Origin of the sequence: Pseudomonas sp. NPDC085632, assembly GCF_044541255.1 — a bacterium.
Taxonomy (GTDB): Bacteria; Pseudomonadota; Gammaproteobacteria; order Pseudomonadales; family Pseudomonadaceae; genus Aquipseudomonas.
The window spans coordinates 60,187-76,836 of the sequence record NZ_JBITSX010000014.1 but is presented as its reverse complement, the minus strand read 5'-3'; the positions used below and the strand labels follow the sequence as shown (position 1 = coordinate 76,836).

The window sequence follows — 16,650 nt, the reverse complement described above, 5'->3', positions numbered from 1 at the left end:
GGGCGGGCACGATAGCATGCGCCGAGCTAGCCCGGCGTGCTGTTCGCGCGGGCCACATTGGTCATACGGACGTTTCCTGTATTTGACGTCGACGCTGAAGATTCAGCCGTGGTTTCGGGACCGGTCTGGGTCTCGGTTCTTCTGCGATTGATTGTTCCAGTTGCTGCAGACGTTCGGTAACCCCTTCGGCTTCGCTACGCACGTCGAGTACTGTCTGAGCTGTTTCCTTTATCCTGTCGATGGCATCGAACGGGTCGACTCCAGTCCTTGCCAGCTTCATGACTTGACGTTGTTTTTCGTCATCCAGTGAGTCCAACTGTTTGTAGAACCTTTGCTGAATATCCTCAGAGTAGGCGTTGAGGTTATTGGTGAAGGTTTTGATGCCGTCGATCAGGGCGAAGCCGCCATTGACCAGATCCTTTACTGTTTCGACCCCGTTTGAAACAGTCTCGCCGAGTGTGTTCAGGCCGTCCTTGAGTTCCTGGGTGTGTAGCGTTTGCGCCAACTTCAAACCTTTCTTGAAGAAGTGGTAGCGTAACAAAGGCATCGCCACCGCTCCGACAACCGCACCGACTGCCAGGCCGATGGCATTTCCGGCACCCGGTACGACGCTGCCCAAGAGCCCGACTACCGTACCTCCCGCAGCGACCCCCTTGAGGACCGATTTGATGCCGTGTTTTGACTTGAGGAATTTGCCGAAAGTCATACTTGCACGCAGCTCGTTGATGTCGGCGTTTTCCGGAACAAGCCCGTCGAATTCAGTCGCCAGATTATGTATCTGGTTCGCCGCTGTCTGAGCCTTGTCCAGCATCCCGAGAAAGTCGCCAAGCAATTCGAATACGGCTCTTTTGCCGCCGGTCCTGTCGACGTACAGGAGTGGATTGTTGCCAACCATGGCGTACAGGTTCAGGCCGTCTACGTCGCCATTCGGGTCGGCGCTTATCCAGCGCTGTAACCACGGCGCGTAGTAGCGCTCGCCGTAGTAGTACAAGCCACTGACATCCATCTCCTTGCTCGAATAACGGATGAATTTATAGCGCACTTCGACTTCGTGTCGTGCGGCCATCCACGCTGTTTCGCCGAAGGGGTAATAGCCTTCCTCGCTGATCACGTCTGCCTGTTGATCGAGCTCGATGACACAGGAACCGAGGTGATCTTTCAGGCTATAGCGCAGTTGAGTGTTTTCGATACTGTCGGGGTTTGCGCTGACCCAGTGCAGGCAACTTGCATTGCCAAGGATGATGACGTGCAGTTCTTCGCCGTTGTCTTTGGTGCGGATTTCCAGGCCGGGCAGGTAACGCACCTGATGAAAGTGACGGGTCGTGTCGGTAAACCATTCATGGCATTTGAAGACGCGCTGGCCCTGGCTGTAATGGTAATGCTCGGCGTCGTTGTTGCTGTTTTTTCGAGTCACCAGCGGCACGCTTTCCAGCTCATCGCGCGCGTTCCAGTGCAACGTCGGCCCTTGCTTGAGTTCCAGTTGATTGCCGTGGCGATCAAACAACCTGTCAAAGTCCGGCAGATCGTCGCCGGTTTTCCAGCGCACGCCGCGGTTGCTGTTCGGGTCGATGCACATCTGTCGAGTAAATGGATTGCCGTTTCGTACGTGACGCAGTTCGATCAGATTACCGCCGTTGTCGTACCGATACGTCTGGCTGTAGTTGAGGCGATTGCTTGGGTCGCTCGGTTGCGGCAGGCCGGGAATGTCCGAGGGCGGGGCGTCGTCGTAGCCGGTGGCGCTGGTCAGCCGATAGAGTGAGTCGTAAGTGAAATCGCGATGGCCGTCGATAAGCTGGTTGGCGAAGTATCGCGGTTGAAAGGCGTGGTCTTCGATGCGGGTGATGTTGCCGACAGGGTCGTAAAAATACTCGAAATCCTGCAGGACAGCGCCACTGTCCTTGCGACTGGACTGGGTGTGCAAACGGCCGTCCGCCGGGGCGTAGGTCCACTGACTGCGTAGCTGATTGCCGGCGAGTTGTTCGATGATCTGATCGGCGGCGTTGTACTGCGCATCCAGCAGCACCGGCAGCCAGTCGCTCTTGCCGTTGATTTGCAGGTGCGTTTGCTTGAGCTGCCCGGCCAGACCGTAGCGCGACTGTTGTCGATGACCGCCGGCGTCGGTTTGCTCCAGCACCGCGCCGAGCGGGCTGAATCGCCGCTGGCTGGTGAACGCCTGGCCATCGCTAAAGGTGCGGGTTTCTGTCAGCGGCTGGCCGGTGAGGGCGAAGCTTTCGGTGCGCAATAAACCCGAACGGTCTTGCTGTTCCAGCAGATGGCCGCGCTGATTGTGCCCCGCGTCAGCCTTGGCATCGGCGTAGGTGAAAACATCCACCTCGGCTTCGTCGTTTTCCGCGACTGCGACGACCCGCAGTTGCTCATCGAAGGTCGTGCGCCAATGTGCATCGCGCGCGTCCCAGCGTTGCAACGGCTCACCGGCCAGCCCCGGCAAATTGAGGCGCCAGCCGGCGTCGACGCTTTCGATCTTCAATGCCTCGCCGTCCAGACGATAAGCCGTGGTCAGACACGGGACAGACAGACGCGGATCCCATTGCTCGACCAACCATCCTGCTGGGTCATGATGTTGACGGGAAACCAGGGCAGTGGATGCATCATTGGTCACAGTGCGCAAGTAACCCACTGTTCTGACCGGCAGCTTGCGCGGATCCCAGCTATGGAGGGTCGGGGTGCCTGAATGCAATGAGTCCATGTGCGTCCTCATGGCCTCAGGCTGCCCGCTTAACAGCTTTTTCCGCTGCGTAGACTCGATATCTGGCGAGTACGGCTTTGGTTTGGTCTACGCTGCGCAGTGCACTTTCTGTTGAAAGTCTGATTGCCGAGAGTTCAATCATCCTTGAATTCGAAGCGGCGACCCGTCCTTGTCCAAGGTCTTTCAGGTAATTGATAGAGTTCGTATATACCTGCTCGACCCCCAGTTCGTTGAACGCGACGTTAATGGCCTCTGATGAACGGACAATGCCCTCGCGCAGGCTGTCGAGCATTGAGTCATACACATCTAATTCGAATTTGCTCAGTAGTTGCTCGGCTTTGGTCGTGTCCTTCGATAGTTGGAAAAGCTCAGCGAGTTCAGAGACTCCGGGAATCAGGGCTCCGCCAACCGAATCACGTCCAAAACTGAACAACGCTCTAATATTTTCAGATCTTTCCTGCCAGGTCGTTGGCGCTACAGAGTATCTGTCCAAGGGGCTGGCGGTCTTTCCAGAGCTTTGATCGTGTAGTAATTGCACATCCAGATCCGAGTGTCGCGGAAGAATAGATGCGTTCAGCTGTGATGTGATGTTTGAGTAGGCCCTATTCGCGTAGTCGGCGGTCTCGTTGCCTACGGTCAAGCCTTGTAGTTCTCCTGGCATACTTGATGGAAGCATACTGGTCGTACCATAACCGCTGAAGAAACCTACAGTCGCTCGTCCTGCAAGATAGATGAAGTTTTTTATAAGTTTTATTCGAAAGGTTTTAGGAGAGGTCAAATCCGCCAACGTACTCTGTACTTCACTCATTCCGCCTGGAATATGAGCAAGAAATTTCGATTCTTCGGCGATGACATCTTTGAGCTGCGATGGTGTTCTTGTCGTACCACTAGTATCGATGTAACTCATTGGATTGTTGCCTACAAACCCATACAGGTTCAACCCATCCACATCCCCCGCCGGATCGGCGCTGACCCAGCGTTGCAACCACGGCGCGTAATATCGCGCGCCGTAGTAATACAACCCGCTGACATCCATCTCCTTGCCCGAATAGCGAATGAACCTGTAGCTCACTTCAATCGCTGACGGAGCCAGCATCCATGCTGTTTCGCCAAAGGGGTAATAACCTTCCTGGCTGATCAGTTGCGCCTGTTGATCCAGTTCCAGCACACAGGAACCGAGGTGATCTTCAAGGCTGTAGCGCAGTTGATCGTCGTCGATCCCGTCAGGTTTGTTTGCTTCCCAATGCAGGCAGCGGGCGTTGCCGAGGCTGATGACATGCAGTGCTTCGCCGTTGTCGCGGGTGCGGATTTCCAGCCCCGGCAGGTAGCGCACCTGATGGAAATGTTCGGCCGTGGGGGTGTGGATTTCGTGGCGTTTGAACACGCGCATGCCCTGGCTGTAGCGGTAGTGCTCGGCGTCATTGAGGCCGCTCTCGCGCTGGATCAGGGTCACGCCCGCCAGTTCATCGCGGGCGTTCCATTGCAACGGTTGTCCCGGTTGTACGGTCAGTTGATTGCCATGGCGATCGAACAGATCGTCGAACACCGGCTCGGGCTCGCCTGTATTCCAGCGCACCCCACGATTACTCTTCGGGTCGATGCGCATTTGCCGGGTGGAATTATTGCCGGCCCGAACGTGACACAGTTCGATCAGGTTGCCGCCATGGTCGTACTGATACGTCTGGCTGTAGTTGAGGCGATTGCCTGGGTCGCTCGGTTGCGGCAGGCCGGGAATGTCCGAGGGCGGAGCGTCGTCGTAACCGGTGGCGCTGGTCAGCCGATAGAGTGAGTCGTAAGTGAAATCGCGGTGCCCGTCGATCAGTTGATTGGCGAAGTAGCGCGGTTGAAAGGCGTGGTCTTCGATGCGGGTGATGTTGCCGACGCGGTCGTAGAAATATTCGAGATCTTGCAGGCTGCCGCCGCCATCCTTGCGGCTGGACTGGGTGTGCAAACGACCGTCCGCCGGGTCATATGCCCACTGACTGAGGACTCTATTGCCCGCCAGTTGCTCGATGATCTGGTCATTGGCGTTGTACTGCGCGTCCAGCAACACCGGTTGCCAGTCAGACGTGTCTTTGATCAGTAGATCCGCTTGTTTGAGTTGCCCGGCCAGGCCGTAGAGCGAGCGTCGCCGATGCCCGCCGGCGTCGGTCTGTTCCAGCAGCGCGTCGAGCGGGCTGAACACTTGCTTGCTGGTGAATGCTTGCTCATCGTGGAACGTGCGGGTTTCCCTGAGCGGCTCAGCGGCCAGGGAAAAGCTGTCCGTCAGCAGTGAGCCGGAACGATCTTTCTGTTCCAGCAACTGTCCGCACTGGTTGTACCCCACCTCTGCCGAGGCGTCGGCGTAGACAAAAACATCAACACCGGGTTCGCCATTTTCATCGACCGCGATCACCCGCAGCTGCTCATCGAAGGTCGTGCGCCAATGATGGTCACGCTGATCCCAACGCTGCAAAGGCTCACCGGCCAGCCCCGGTAGCGTCAGACGCCAGCCGGCATCGACGCTGTCGGACTGCAATACCGCGCCGCTCAGGCTGTAAACCGTGGTCTGGCAAGGCGCTGACAGGCGCGGGTCCCATTGCTCGACCAGGCGTCCGGCGAGGTCATGCTGTTGACGGCTGACAAGCGCTTCAGGCGTGTCATTGGCGGCGCTACGCAAGTACCCGATCTGCCGCACCGGCAGACCACGCGCATCGCTCGCCGCCAGCGCGGGTGTGCGTCGATGCACGTTGGCATTCATGACCGTGGTGCCTTTGTGGGTGATGCCGGTTCAGCGGTGTCGTTGAAGTCTTCGCTGGCGTGGTACCAAGGGTGGTACGTCTCTCGGGAAAAATCGCCCTTGGCATTGACCACGCGGATTGTTCGGCCCTGGGTGTCATAGAAAATACGGTCGTGATTGCCCAGTGTGCGCAGGGACTGATCGTTGACGTAGCTATGGGTATCGGCAAAAAACGCGCGGAACTGACGCACCGGCAAGCCCTTGTTGTTGTATTCGACCCGCTCGCTGATCCGCCAGCGCGGGTCGGCATCGACCTCTTTGAACTGGCCATTCTCGACGATCAGCGAGCCGTCGGCGTCCACCGCATAGGCCTTGCCCGGGTCGGCCAGTTGCTGGGTTTGCAGGGGACGGCCAAAACCGTCGACGCAGGCTTTGCTGATCTGGATCTGCGCCTGCACCGGATCATCGGGGTAGCGGTCAGCACTGAGAATGACGCTGTGAACCGGTTCGCGATGCACCGCTGCGATAGCCTCGTGCAATGCCTGTTCATCAGGCGTCAGGGCGCCACTGCGTTGGGCCAGTTGGCGACGGGCGCTGGCCCGGATGTGGCCGCTGGGCAGCAGATAACCCTGGGCAATCCATGCGCGGGCGGCGCGGGTGTCGTTGGCGGTCTGCCCCATCCAGCTGAACAGATCCTTGCGCAGGGTAGTCGCGGCTTCTTGTACGGCGGCGGGCGGGTTGGCAATCGCCGTTGCCGGACGCCGATCTTGCGCAGGTATGAAGTCGCTCAGCGGCTTGAAACCCACTGGCTTGTTGTTCTCGGTGCCGTAAAAACTGGTGGCCAACGGCTGACCGGAGGGTTCGTAGATCGCTTCGTGAATGTTGTCGTTGGCATCGATGATTTTCACCGGTTGCAGCGCGTGGTAGTCGTACTCGATTCGCGTGGTGCAGCCATCCGGTAGTTCTACGTGTTTGACCGCTAGCGCATACGTGTCGTATTCGGCGCGTGTGTAGCCATGGCTGAGGGTTTCGCGATAGCGCAGTACCTGGTGGAACCCGTCGAGACTGGCATATTCGGCGTAACCGAAATTCGCCGACCACAGATCCTGTTCTGCACTGCCCAAAGGGTGAATCCAGAACAGAAACGGCATCGGTATGTAACCAATCGCTGCCAGTTCTGCCCTCACGTCGAAATTCGACAGCACGCTGTAAGCGTCCAGCGCGGTCTTGTCCAGTTGTGCCACTTCCAGTGGACCGGCCAGGGCTTCGAAGCCGGCAATGCCGTCGTCCTGCAAAGTGCCGTCGGTACTCAGGTAACGCTGTACGGACTGCGTAGTCAGCACCCGTTCGGCATTCCAGTGCGGCGAATCTCCATGTTCCATCAGGCACTCATAGGACACCTGCGCAGGCGTTAGCCCGGTAGGCAGGTTGCCTTTGGCCAGGACCAGCGCATTACCGCGTTGTTGCCAGGGCAACCCGAGGCGCCAATGCTGCACGTCCGTGTCGATATCGATGAACGTTGCCCGGCTTTCATTCAGGTAGAACGAGCGTTGGGCCGGGTCATGGGCGTCGTACCACCACTGCTTCTCATCAGGATCGTCGAAGGGTGGCTCATCGGTTTCGGTGAGCCGCCGGGCGTAGCTCACCGTGATTGAATGCGTCGGCTGGCCGTATCTGTTCCAGTGCAGGTTTACCTGATTGCGACAGAGTGGATCCTCGACGAAGCCGTCGTACTGATAGCTGATCTGCTCGACCACCAGCGGCAGCAATACGGCCGCGGTATAAGCACCTTGCTCGCGCACTTCGCGCACCAGATAACGGAACTCTTCGATTGCGTAAGGTGTGGCGATTTCGAGGGCATCCACGTCTGCATCGGCATGGGTTTCGATGCGTGCAGGGCGGCCGACCAGTGCCCGGGCGCTTTGGTATCGGGTGTCTTCAGTGTGCGGAGGAATGATTTGATCGACGTCGTCTTCCGGGAAATGGCGACTGAACAGGGTGGTGCCCAGTGCTACCGCTTGGGCATCCTGATTGAAATATCCATAGCGCGACCGGTCCATCGCTTGCCCGGTATGAAACCAGGTGAAGACCCGCATCGGCTCGCTGAAACCTTCGCCTTCATCGTCGCTGGCGCTCTCACTGTCGGTTTGCTGCAACAGGCCGAAACCACGGAACTCGCGCTCACGGCTGTCGTAGTAACCCTCCCGCCACGTAAAAGTCTGTGTCAGACAGTTACCGGTGATTTCATCCAGTTGGCGCTGTTTTTTGACCACTGCAACCGGGAACGGCAGGTGACAAGCCGGAAAGCGTCTATGGGTGGGCAAGCGGCGTTTTTCATCCAGCCATTCTTGCGCCGAACTGCGGTAGACCACGCTGGCACTGCAACCCATGTTGTTATTGCTGCTGGTCAGCAGATACGGTTTGGCCGAAACGAAATCGTAGCGCCAGTGCTGCGGCTGCACATGCGGTACCGTCAGGATCAGGCTGGCGCAGCCCAACCCCTGAAGGTCGGCAAAACTCACCTGGCTGAAACGGTCGTAGCGCACGCCGTCGGGCCACGGCACGCTGATCGGTGTCTGCTCCAGGCCATTGCCGCCGCGATTCAGGTAGATATCAAAGGCCTCTGACTTCAGATAAATCAGCGACGCGGCACCGGAGCCGTCGAGGTCGGCAAGGCGTACCCGTGACGAGTCGAATTGCTCATAGCTGAACGGCAATGCGCTGATCTTGCGACCCTTGCCAAAGCGGCCATGGCCCAGGTTCGGCCAGCAACGGATTTCGTCGTGGCGTATCCGGCACAGCTCGGGCATGTCGCTGCACAGCAGGTTGCCCAACAGCACCAGTTCTGTCGGCGAATTGCTGAACAGTGGCAAGCGATCGTCGTCGGGTTCATGAAGCACCTCTTCAGGTGCGGCAAAGCCCTGTTCGCGCACGTTGGCATAGAGCCGCACCGAGTCAGGTCCGATCAACGCCACGCTGCTCAAGCCATCGCCACTCAAGTCACCGAGTGTCGACAGGGTGTTGAAAAACTCCGGTGGGAATTTGCCGAAGGGCACGAAGTCGGCAAACGTGCGTTGTTCTGTCAGCGTGCGAAAACCACTGATACCCGGTTGCGCGGTGACCCAATCGAGCCGACCGTCACCCGTCAGGTCGGTCAGCAGTTGCTGGACCGGACGATTGCGATCAGCGACTGGAATCTTGGCCAGCTCGATCCAGGGCCCGTAGCCGATCTCATCGGTGCCCTCGGTCGCACGCCGTGGTTCGCGGTAGTACCAGGCCTGATCATAGCGACACAGAAAACCCGGTACACCCTCGCCATACAGATCCACACACTGGTAAAAACCACCGTCCTCGATACCCGGCTGTACATCGAGTTCGAAGAGTCGGGCCGGGGTTTTACTGATCTCGAAGGGGGCGTAGTCGAACTCGACCGGTGGTGTGTTTTCGACAATGCCTTGGGCATCGAAGGCCTGATAGTGCGCCGCGCTGATCTGGCTGTAGGTCCACTGTTGGTCTTCCTGCGCCTGGCGATATTCCAATAGCAGGCGGCGCACCAGTTTCGGTTGGTCTGTCGATTGCTCGGGGAAGTAATGAAACAGCAATGCTTGCTGGCAGAGTCGGCGGGTACCCAGCTCAAAACCTCGACCATGGGTTGAAAAACTGTCCGGTCTGACCGTCCAGGGTTTCAGTGCTTCACCGTCGTACGCCGGAATGTCGGTCAGTGACGTGCTGCGCTCGCCGTAATCAAACAACAGATGAAAGTGCCAATCGAGGTCGGCGGGATTATCCGTCGTCCAGCTGTACAGATTGCTGCTGGCGGTGAAGTTGCCGTAGCACACGCGGCGCAAATAGCGCTGGGCGCGGTAGTCGTGCAGCGGGTCGGGATCCTGATCATCGGCCTTGTATTCGAAGCAGATATGTTCGCCGCGGGCGTTCATGCTTTCGCACAGCAGCCATGCGGCGATTCGTCCAGGTGCGTCGGGGTCGGCGATGCGTGTCGCTGCGGTTTTACCGTAAAGGTGCAGCGAGCCGTCAGCGCCGTGTATCAGCCAGAATATCGGTGGATCGGCTTCTCCAGTCTGCCGCTGCCAGCGCTCGCGCAAGGCAAAATCGCTTTCCACTCGAGGCCAGTAGCGCACGACTCTGTGCGGACCGATGTCGACGCCGTTGTAGACACTTTCCTCACGGAACTTGAGTTCACCGTTTTCCTCCAGCTCCGGCATCCACACTTCGCCATCGATCCCGATGATCTCGTCGTGATCGGTGTAGCGCGGCACGCCTTTGTTGGTTCTACGGTTGATCTGACCCGCGCCACCCAAGTGCCAGGACAGACCGAACGGACCGTTGCCACTCTGACTGCTGTAGGTCAGCGAGAACTGCGGATCCCAGCCCCGCCCGGCAGACGTCGGAATCGGCAGTTCGAACGATGCCGCTCCGGTCGGCCCCACCGCGCCCCAGCTTTTGCCGATGGTAGCGATCGATGCGCTTTTGGCGATCGAGGGTGTGGTGATGCTCAGCTCTTGTTGATCAGGCATGCTCGAATCCATTGCGCGCGGGGTGGGCGTGAATGGACTGACGCTAACAAGAACAGCGTTGAAATGAACCTGTCAGATCTGACAGGTGCGCAAGATCATTTTGTGTGCTTCGGCAGGTTTTTTATCGCGATCGGTTTGCCCATGCAAAAACGGCCGGGTCACCCCTGAGGATGAACCGGCCGTTTTCATGCAGGCGAAGGGCTTACTGCACTTCTACCGCCAGGCTCTCGCTGATCTTCTGTTGCCAGATCGCAGGACCGGTGATATGCACCGATTCACCTTTGCTGTCCACCGCAACGGTGACCGGCATGTCCTTGACCTCGAACTCGTAGATCGCTTCCATGCCCAGTTCGGCAAACGCCAGCACTTTCGACTTCTTGATCGCCTGAGCAACCAGGTAAGCCGCGCCGCCGACCGCCATCAGGTACACGGCTTTGTTGTCCTTGATCGCTTCGATCGCAGTCGGGCCGCGCTCGGATTTGCCGATCATGCCCAACAGGCCGGTCTGCTCAAGGATCTGCCGGGTGAACTTGTCCATCCGCGTTGCGGTGGTCGGGCCAGCCGGGCCAACCACTTCGTCACCGACCGGATCAACCGGGCCAACGTAGTAGATGAAGCGACCCTTGAGGTCGACCGGCAGGGTTTCACCCTTGTTGAGCATCTCGACCATGCGCTTGTGCGCCGCGTCGCGACCGGTGAGCATTTTGCCGTTGAGCAGGACGGTTTCGCCCGGCTTCCAGCTCTGCACGTCTTCCGGGGTCAGGGTGTCGAGGTTGACGCGACGGGCCGACGGGCCGGCTTCCCAGACGATTTCCGGGTAGGCGTCCAGCGGCGGCGCTTCCAGCGAAGCCGGGCCGGAACCGTCGAGCACGAAGTGCGCGTGACGGGTGGCGGCGCAGTTCGGGATCATGCACACCGGCAGCGAGGCTGCGTGAGTCGGATAGTCCATGATTTTTACGTCGAGCACGGTGGTCAGGCCACCGAGGCCCTGGGCGCCGATGCCCAACTGGTTGACCTTCTCGAACAGCTCCAGACGCATTTCTTCGATGCGGTTCTGTGGGCCACGGGCCTTCAGTTCGTGGATGTCGATGGATTCCATCAACACTTCCTTGGCCATGACCGCAGCTTTCTCGGCGGTGCCGCCGATGCCGATGCCGAGCATGCCCGGTGGGCACCAGCCGGCGCCCATGGTCGGAACGGTCTTCAATACCCAGTCGACGATCGAGTCGGACGGGTTGAGCATGGCCATTTTCGACTTGTTCTCGGAACCGCCGCCCTTGGCCGCCACGTCCACTTCCACGGTGTTGCCCGGGACGATGGAGTAGTGAATTACGGCGGGGGTGTTGTCCTTGGTGTTTTTCCGAGCGCCCGCCGGGTCGGCGAGGATCGAGGCACGCAGGACGTTTTCCGGCAGGTTATAGGCGCGGCGCACGCCTTCGTTGATCATGTCGTCCAGGCCCATGGTGGCGCCATCCCAGCGCACGTCCATGCCGACGCGCACGAACACGGTGACGATACCGGTGTCCTGGCAGATCGGGCGGTGGCCGGTGGCGCACATACGCGAGTTGATCAGGATCTGTGCCATAGAGTCACGGGCCGCTGGCGATTCTTCGCGCAGGTAGGCTTCGTGCATCGCCTGGATGAAATCCACGGGGTGGTAATAGGAAATGAACTGCAGGGCGTCGGCAACGCTCTGACTCAGGTCGTCTTGCTTGATCACGGTCATGAGTCGCGCTCCTCTAAAAGACGGGAACATTCAATAAGGTGCCTGCGGCTTGGGTGCATCGGTCGGTCGCAAGCACCTTTCAAGGCACGCCGGGGCTGCTGGCGCGACGCTAAAAAGGCGCGGCAGTATACCGCGCCTCGGTGGGGCGTACACGCGCCGGCAGTCATTCGTTGGTCGCATGGTTGGGCGAATATCGGACAGCGGGTTGGCACTTCAAGATCTACCCCCTCACCCCAGCCCTCTCCCCCAGGGGGGCGAGGGGGAAAGGGAGCCGATCTTCATGTTGTTCAAAAACCAAGTCCGGCTCAGGAAAAGGAAGCTGATTTTTTCCGTTTCCAGACTTGAGTTCGGCGCGATGTTTCAGGTCGGTGCAACTCGGATAAACAACGCGGTCAGTCCCCTCTCCCTCTGGGAGAGGGCTAGGGTGAGGGGCTTTTGGCGGTATACGCAGGCCACACTTTTGACGTCAAATTTCGAGCCCGAAAATCGGTGGTCATTTATCGACTACGCCTCTAAAGTGGCAGCCGGTCTGTAGAGTAGGACACTCGGTCAGCCTCCTATCGCACGGTGAGTCAACGATTGACCCATAACGCCATTCAACGTCTTTTGCTCAAACGCTTTGCCCTCGCTGCGGCCACCTATGGATTGGCTTTGCTGCTGCTGTGGCTGGCGTTTTTCACCGGTCATTACGAGCAGTCCCTGACTTCTGTGGCCGTCGGCAGTGCGCTGGTGGTGATCAGCCAGTCGGTGCTGTTCGCGCTGTTCTGGAGCGGGCGCAACCTGCGCTTTGCCGATCCCAGTCTGACCGAAGCGCAGGTATTGATCGGTCTCGGCTGGCAGACCTGGCTGATCGCCCATCTGGATGAAGCCCGCGGCGCCTTTCTGGTGTTCTACGTGTTGATCCTGCTGTTCGGCCTGTTCCATCTCAGTCGACGGGCGTTTGTTCGTTGCGCGCTGCTGGTGTTCTTCAGCTTCTGCGCGATCACGTTGTGGGACGGCTACCACTTCCGCTTGCGCGAACCGGCGCTTGCCGCCTTGCAGGTGTGCATTCTGGCGATGGTGCTGGCGTGGCTGGTGCTTTACGCGCGCTTCGTCCAGGTCTCGCGACAACGCCAGCGGCAGCGCCGGTTTGCCTTGCAGGCACATCAGGACACCCTGCGCGGGATGATGCGTCAGCTGGAAGATCTGGTCGCCACCGATGAGCTGACCGGGCTGTTCAATCGTCGGCATTTTCTGCGTCTGGCCTCGCGTGAGCTCAATGCAATGGACGACGACATCGTGCACGGTCTGGCACTGATCGACCTTGACCACTTCAAACGCATTAACGACCTGCACGGTCACGCGGCGGGTGATCAGGTGTTGCAGGCCTTCGCCGGCGTTGCTCAAGCATGCCTGCGCGACGGCGATGTGCTGGCGCGTTATGGTGGTGAGGAATTCGTCGTGCTGCTGCCTGATTGCGATGCCGAACGGCTGACTGCTTGCTGCGAGCGTCTGCGCATCGCCTTTACCGACGTCGAATTGGTCGGCCTGAATGTGCGCAACCTCAGCCTGTCGGCCGGCATGACACTGTTGGCGTTGGGCGATGATCTGGACGAGGCCTTGCAACGCGCCGATCAGGCGCTGTATCGGGCCAAGCGTGACGGACGCAATCGTTGTGCGGCCGCTTGGGAGAACGTCGATGCCTGAACTTCGCGTCGGTGAGCGACAATGGTCAGTGACCACGGGCAGCAATCTGCTCGATGCCCTCAATCAGAATGGCGTCGCTGTGCCTTTCAGTTGCCGCGCCGGCAGTTGCCATGCCTGTCTGGTGCAATGCGTGCAAGGCCTGCCCGCCGACAATCGGCCGGACGCCTTGAGCGCCGAACAGCGTCAGCAAGGCTGGCGTCTGGCCTGTCAGTGTCAGGTCGTCGAAGATTTGCAGGTGCATACGTTCGACCCGATCACCGACGGTCGCCCAGCGGTGGTCGAAGCGCTGGACTGGCTCAGCGACAGCGTCCTGCGTTTGCGTCTGACCCCGCAGCGGCCGTTGCGCTACAGCGCCGGGCAACACCTGGTGCTGTGGATCAATCACATTGCGCGGCCGTATTCGCTGGCAAGCCTGCCGGAAGAAGACCGCTTTCTCGAATTCCACCTCGACTGCCGTCAGCCCGGTGAATTCAGCGATGCCGCGCGGCGCTTGCAGATCGGCGACCCGATCCGCCTCGGCGAACTGCGCGGCGGCGCCTTGCACTACGACCCGGACTGGCATAACCGGCCGCTGTGGTTACTGGCCGCCGGCTCCGGTTTAGGTCCGTTGTTCGGTGTGTTGCGCGAAGCCTTGCGCCAGGATCACCAAGGCGCCATCCGTGTCATTCACGTGGCCCATGACGAGCGCGAGCACTATCTGGCCAAACCCCTTGCAGCACTGGCCGCACAGCGGGAAAACCTCAGCGTCGAGCTGTGGACGGCGGCCGAGTCAGCCGCCGCTTTGGCGCAACTGCGCCTTGTTTCCCGGCAAACCCTGGCCTTAGTCTGCGGCTCGACGGCCAGTGTCGACGCCTTCGCCCGGCGTCTGTACCTGGCCGGATTGCCGCGCAACCAACTGCTGGCCGACGTATTTTTGAGCCGTGGTTGAGCGCTGATATTTCAGACGCGAGACACGCCATGACCGATGCCATCCTGCTGGAACGCGAACGCGGTTTGCTGACCCTGCGCCTCAATCGCCCGGACAAGAAAAACGCCCTGACCCGGGCCATGTATAGCCGTCTCGCGGAGGCGCTGAAACAGGCCGATAGCGATCCTGAGATCAATGCCGTGATGATCACCGGCAGTAACGAGTGCTTCACCGCCGGTAACGACATCGCCGACTTTATCCAGCAACCGCCAAGCGACCTCGACAGTCCGGTGTTTCACTTCATGCTTAACCTGCTCGAATGCCGCAAACCGGTGATTGCCGCTGTAGCCGGCGCGGCGGTGGGCATCGGCACCACGTTGTTGCTACATTGCGATCTGGTCTATGTGACCCGCGATGCGCGGTTGCGTATGCCGTTCGTCAATCTTGGATTGTGTCCGGAGTTTGGTTCCAGCCTGATTCTGCCGCGTCTGCTCGGGCAGGCCAAAGCGGCGGAGTTGTTGTTGCTCGGCGAAGGCTTTACCGGTGAACAAGCAGCGGCGTGGGGCATTGCCACCGAGGCGCTCGGCAGCGGCGATGCGGTGTTGAGCAAGGCGCGGGAAATGGCGCTGCGGTTTGACGAACTGCCGGCTGAAGCGGTACGTATCAGCAAGCAATTGATGAGGGCGCCGGATCGCGAGTTGATTCGCAAGGTGATTGAGGAGGAGGGTGCTTTGTTTACCCAGCGGCTCAGGTCACCGGAAGCGTTGGCTGCATTGAGCGGGTTTATCAAACGGCATTGAAAAGCCAACCCTCATCGGAACGCCGCCCGCCCAGCCCTCTCCCGGAGGGAGAGGGAGCCAACCGAGGTGTGATGCGTTTTACATCGACCTGGAAGAACCGGTCGGATTCAGCGCAGAGCTATCAGGTCGGTGCAATTCTGCAATATCCCTCGATCGGTTCCCTCTCCCTCTGGGAGGGGGCTAGGGTGAGAGGCTTTCGATTCAACGCAGACAACAAAAAGCCCCGGCATTCACATGCCGGGGCTCTTGCTTTTCAGCGCGTCACTCAGACCTGCGGGTCGCCCACGTGCAGGATCTTCATGCCGTTGGTGCCGCCGGTGGTGTGGTAGCTGTCGCCCTTGGTCAGGATGACCCAGTCGCCTTTTTCCACAACGCCGCGCTTGACCAGCTCGTCGATCGCCTTTTGGCTGACTTCGTGCGGTTCCAGCGAAGCCGGGTCGAACGGTACGGTATACACGCCACGGAACATTGCTGCGCGCGCCTGAGTTTCACGGTGCGGCGAGAACGCGTAGATCGGCACCGAAGAACGGATACGCGACATGATCAGCGGGGTATAGCCACTTTCGGTCAGCGCGATGATCGCTTTAACGCCCGGGAAGTGGTTGGCGGTGTACATGGTCGCCAGCGCGATGCTTTCGTCGCAGCGGGTGAATTCCTTGCCGATACGGTGGCTGGAGGTCTTGCCGGTCGGGTGCTTTTCAGCGCCGACGCAGATGCGCGCCATCGCTTGCACCGCTTCCAGCGGGTACAGACCGGCAGCGGATTCGGCAGACAACATCACGGCGTCGGTGTAGTCGAGTACGGCGTTGGCCACGTCGGACACTTCGGCGCGGGTCGGCATCGGGTTCTGGATCATCGACTCCATCATCTGGGTCGCGACGATCACAGCCTTGTTGTGGCGGCGTGCGTGCAGAATGATTTTCTTCTGAATGCCCACCAGTTCGGCGTCGCCGATTTCCACACCGAGGTCACCACGGGCAACCATCACCGCGTCGGACGCCTTGATCAGGCCGTCGAGGGTTTCGTCGTCGGCCACGGCTTCTGCGCGTTCGATCTTCGCTACCAGCCAGGCAGTACCGCCGGCTTCGTCGCGCAGTTGACGGGCGTATTCCATGTCGGCGGCGTCACGCGGGAAGGACACCGCGAGGTAGTCGACTTCCATTTCTGCGGCGAGCTTGATGTCGGCCTTGTCTTTTTCAGTCAGGGCCGGAGCAGTCAGGCCGCCACCGCGACGGTTGATGCCTTTGTGGTCGGACAACGGGCCGCCGATGGTCACGGTGCAATGCAACGCATCGTCAGTTTGGGTATCAACGCGCATCACCACACGGCCGTCGTCGAGCAACAGCTCGTCGCCCACGCCGCAGTCCTTGACCAGATCCGGGTAGTCGATGCCGACCACTTGCTGGTTGCCTTCGGTCAGAGGATGGCTGGTGGAGAAGGTGAACTTGTCACCGATCTTCAGCTCGATCTTCTTGTTGGCGAATTTGGCGATACGGATTTTCGGGCCTTGCAGGTCACCCAGCAGGGCGACGAAGCGACCGTGCTTGGCAGCGAGGTCACGCACCAGCTT

Annotated in this window: 8 protein-coding genes; 3 read left to right on the top strand and 5 right to left on the bottom strand. The window is 59.5% G+C overall.

The genetic code is table 11. The features are described from left to right. Positions 1-61: 61 nt before the first annotated feature. The 4 genes from ACIF4X_RS12550 to ACIF4X_RS12535 all read right to left on the bottom strand — a co-directional run bounded on the left by ACIF4X_RS12550 (position 62) and on the right by ACIF4X_RS12535 (position 11,687). The gene (locus tag ACIF4X_RS12550; protein ID WP_397482354.1) at positions 62-2,707 is read right to left on the bottom strand and encodes an RHS repeat domain-containing protein; all 2,646 of its coding nucleotides are present in this window, start codon (positions 2,705-2,707) and stop codon (positions 62-64) included. 16 nt (positions 2,708-2,723) lie between these two features. Beyond that, a complete protein-coding gene (locus ACIF4X_RS12545; protein WP_397482353.1) occupies positions 2,724-5,447 on the bottom strand; it encodes an RHS repeat-associated core domain-containing protein in 2,724 nt (907 codons plus the stop codon). Next, entirely contained in the window at positions 5,444-9,961 is a 4,518-nt protein-coding gene (locus tag ACIF4X_RS12540; RefSeq protein WP_397482352.1) for a SpvB/TcaC N-terminal domain-containing protein, read from the bottom strand. Before ACIF4X_RS12540 ends, ACIF4X_RS12545 begins: the two co-directional genes overlap by 4 nt. A 202-nt stretch (positions 9,962-10,163) precedes the next feature. Continuing rightward, positions 10,164-11,687 carry a fumarate hydratase gene (locus ACIF4X_RS12535; protein WP_397482351.1) on the bottom strand — a complete coding sequence of 508 codons (1,524 nt, stop codon included), beginning with the start codon at positions 11,685-11,687 and terminating at the stop codon, positions 10,164-10,166. Between the two features lie 579 nt (positions 11,688-12,266). Here ACIF4X_RS12535 and ACIF4X_RS12530 point away from each other — a divergent pair. From ACIF4X_RS12530 to ACIF4X_RS12520, 3 genes are read left to right on the top strand one after another with little or no spacing between them, the layout of a single operon-like run. After that, a complete protein-coding gene (locus ACIF4X_RS12530; RefSeq protein WP_397482350.1) occupies positions 12,267-13,373 on the top strand; it encodes a diguanylate cyclase domain-containing protein in 1,107 nt (368 codons plus the stop codon). Then, on the top strand, positions 13,366-14,301 hold the full coding sequence (locus ACIF4X_RS12525) for an iron-sulfur-binding ferredoxin reductase (RefSeq protein WP_397482349.1): 936 nt from the start codon (positions 13,366-13,368) through the stop codon (positions 14,299-14,301). The genes ACIF4X_RS12530 and ACIF4X_RS12525 overlap by 8 nt, the downstream gene beginning before the upstream one ends. Before the next feature lie 29 nt (positions 14,302-14,330). Then, positions 14,331-15,080 (top strand): enoyl-CoA hydratase-related protein, encoded by a 750-nt coding sequence (locus ACIF4X_RS12520; RefSeq protein WP_397482348.1) that lies wholly within the window; start codon positions 14,331-14,333, stop codon positions 15,078-15,080. Between the two features lie 265 nt (positions 15,081-15,345). Here the strand turns inward: ACIF4X_RS12520 and pyk are convergent. Continuing rightward, positions 15,346-16,650: pyruvate kinase (gene pyk / locus ACIF4X_RS12515; protein WP_397482347.1), on the bottom strand; the 1,305-nt coding region annotated here is incomplete at its 5' end.

Bases quoted from the DNA above. Each gene is read 5' to 3' on its own strand.
- ACIF4X_RS12550 (WP_397482354.1), bottom strand. From the start codon at position 2,707: ATGGACTCATTGCATTCAGGCACCCCGACCCTCCATAGCTGGGATCCG.
- ACIF4X_RS12545 (WP_397482353.1), bottom strand. From the start codon at position 5,447: ATGAATGCCAACGTGCATCGACGCACACCCGCGCTGGCGGCGAGCGAT.
- ACIF4X_RS12540 (WP_397482352.1), bottom strand. From the start codon at position 9,961: ATGCCTGATCAACAAGAGCTGAGCATCACCACACCCTCGATCGCCAAA.
- ACIF4X_RS12535 (WP_397482351.1), bottom strand. From the start codon at position 11,687: ATGACCGTGATCAAGCAAGACGACCTGAGTCAGAGCGTTGCCGACGCC.
- ACIF4X_RS12525 (WP_397482349.1), top strand. From the start codon at position 13,366: ATGCCTGAACTTCGCGTCGGTGAGCGACAATGGTCAGTGACCACGGGC.
- ACIF4X_RS12520 (WP_397482348.1), top strand. From the start codon at position 14,331: ATGACCGATGCCATCCTGCTGGAACGCGAACGCGGTTTGCTGACCCTG.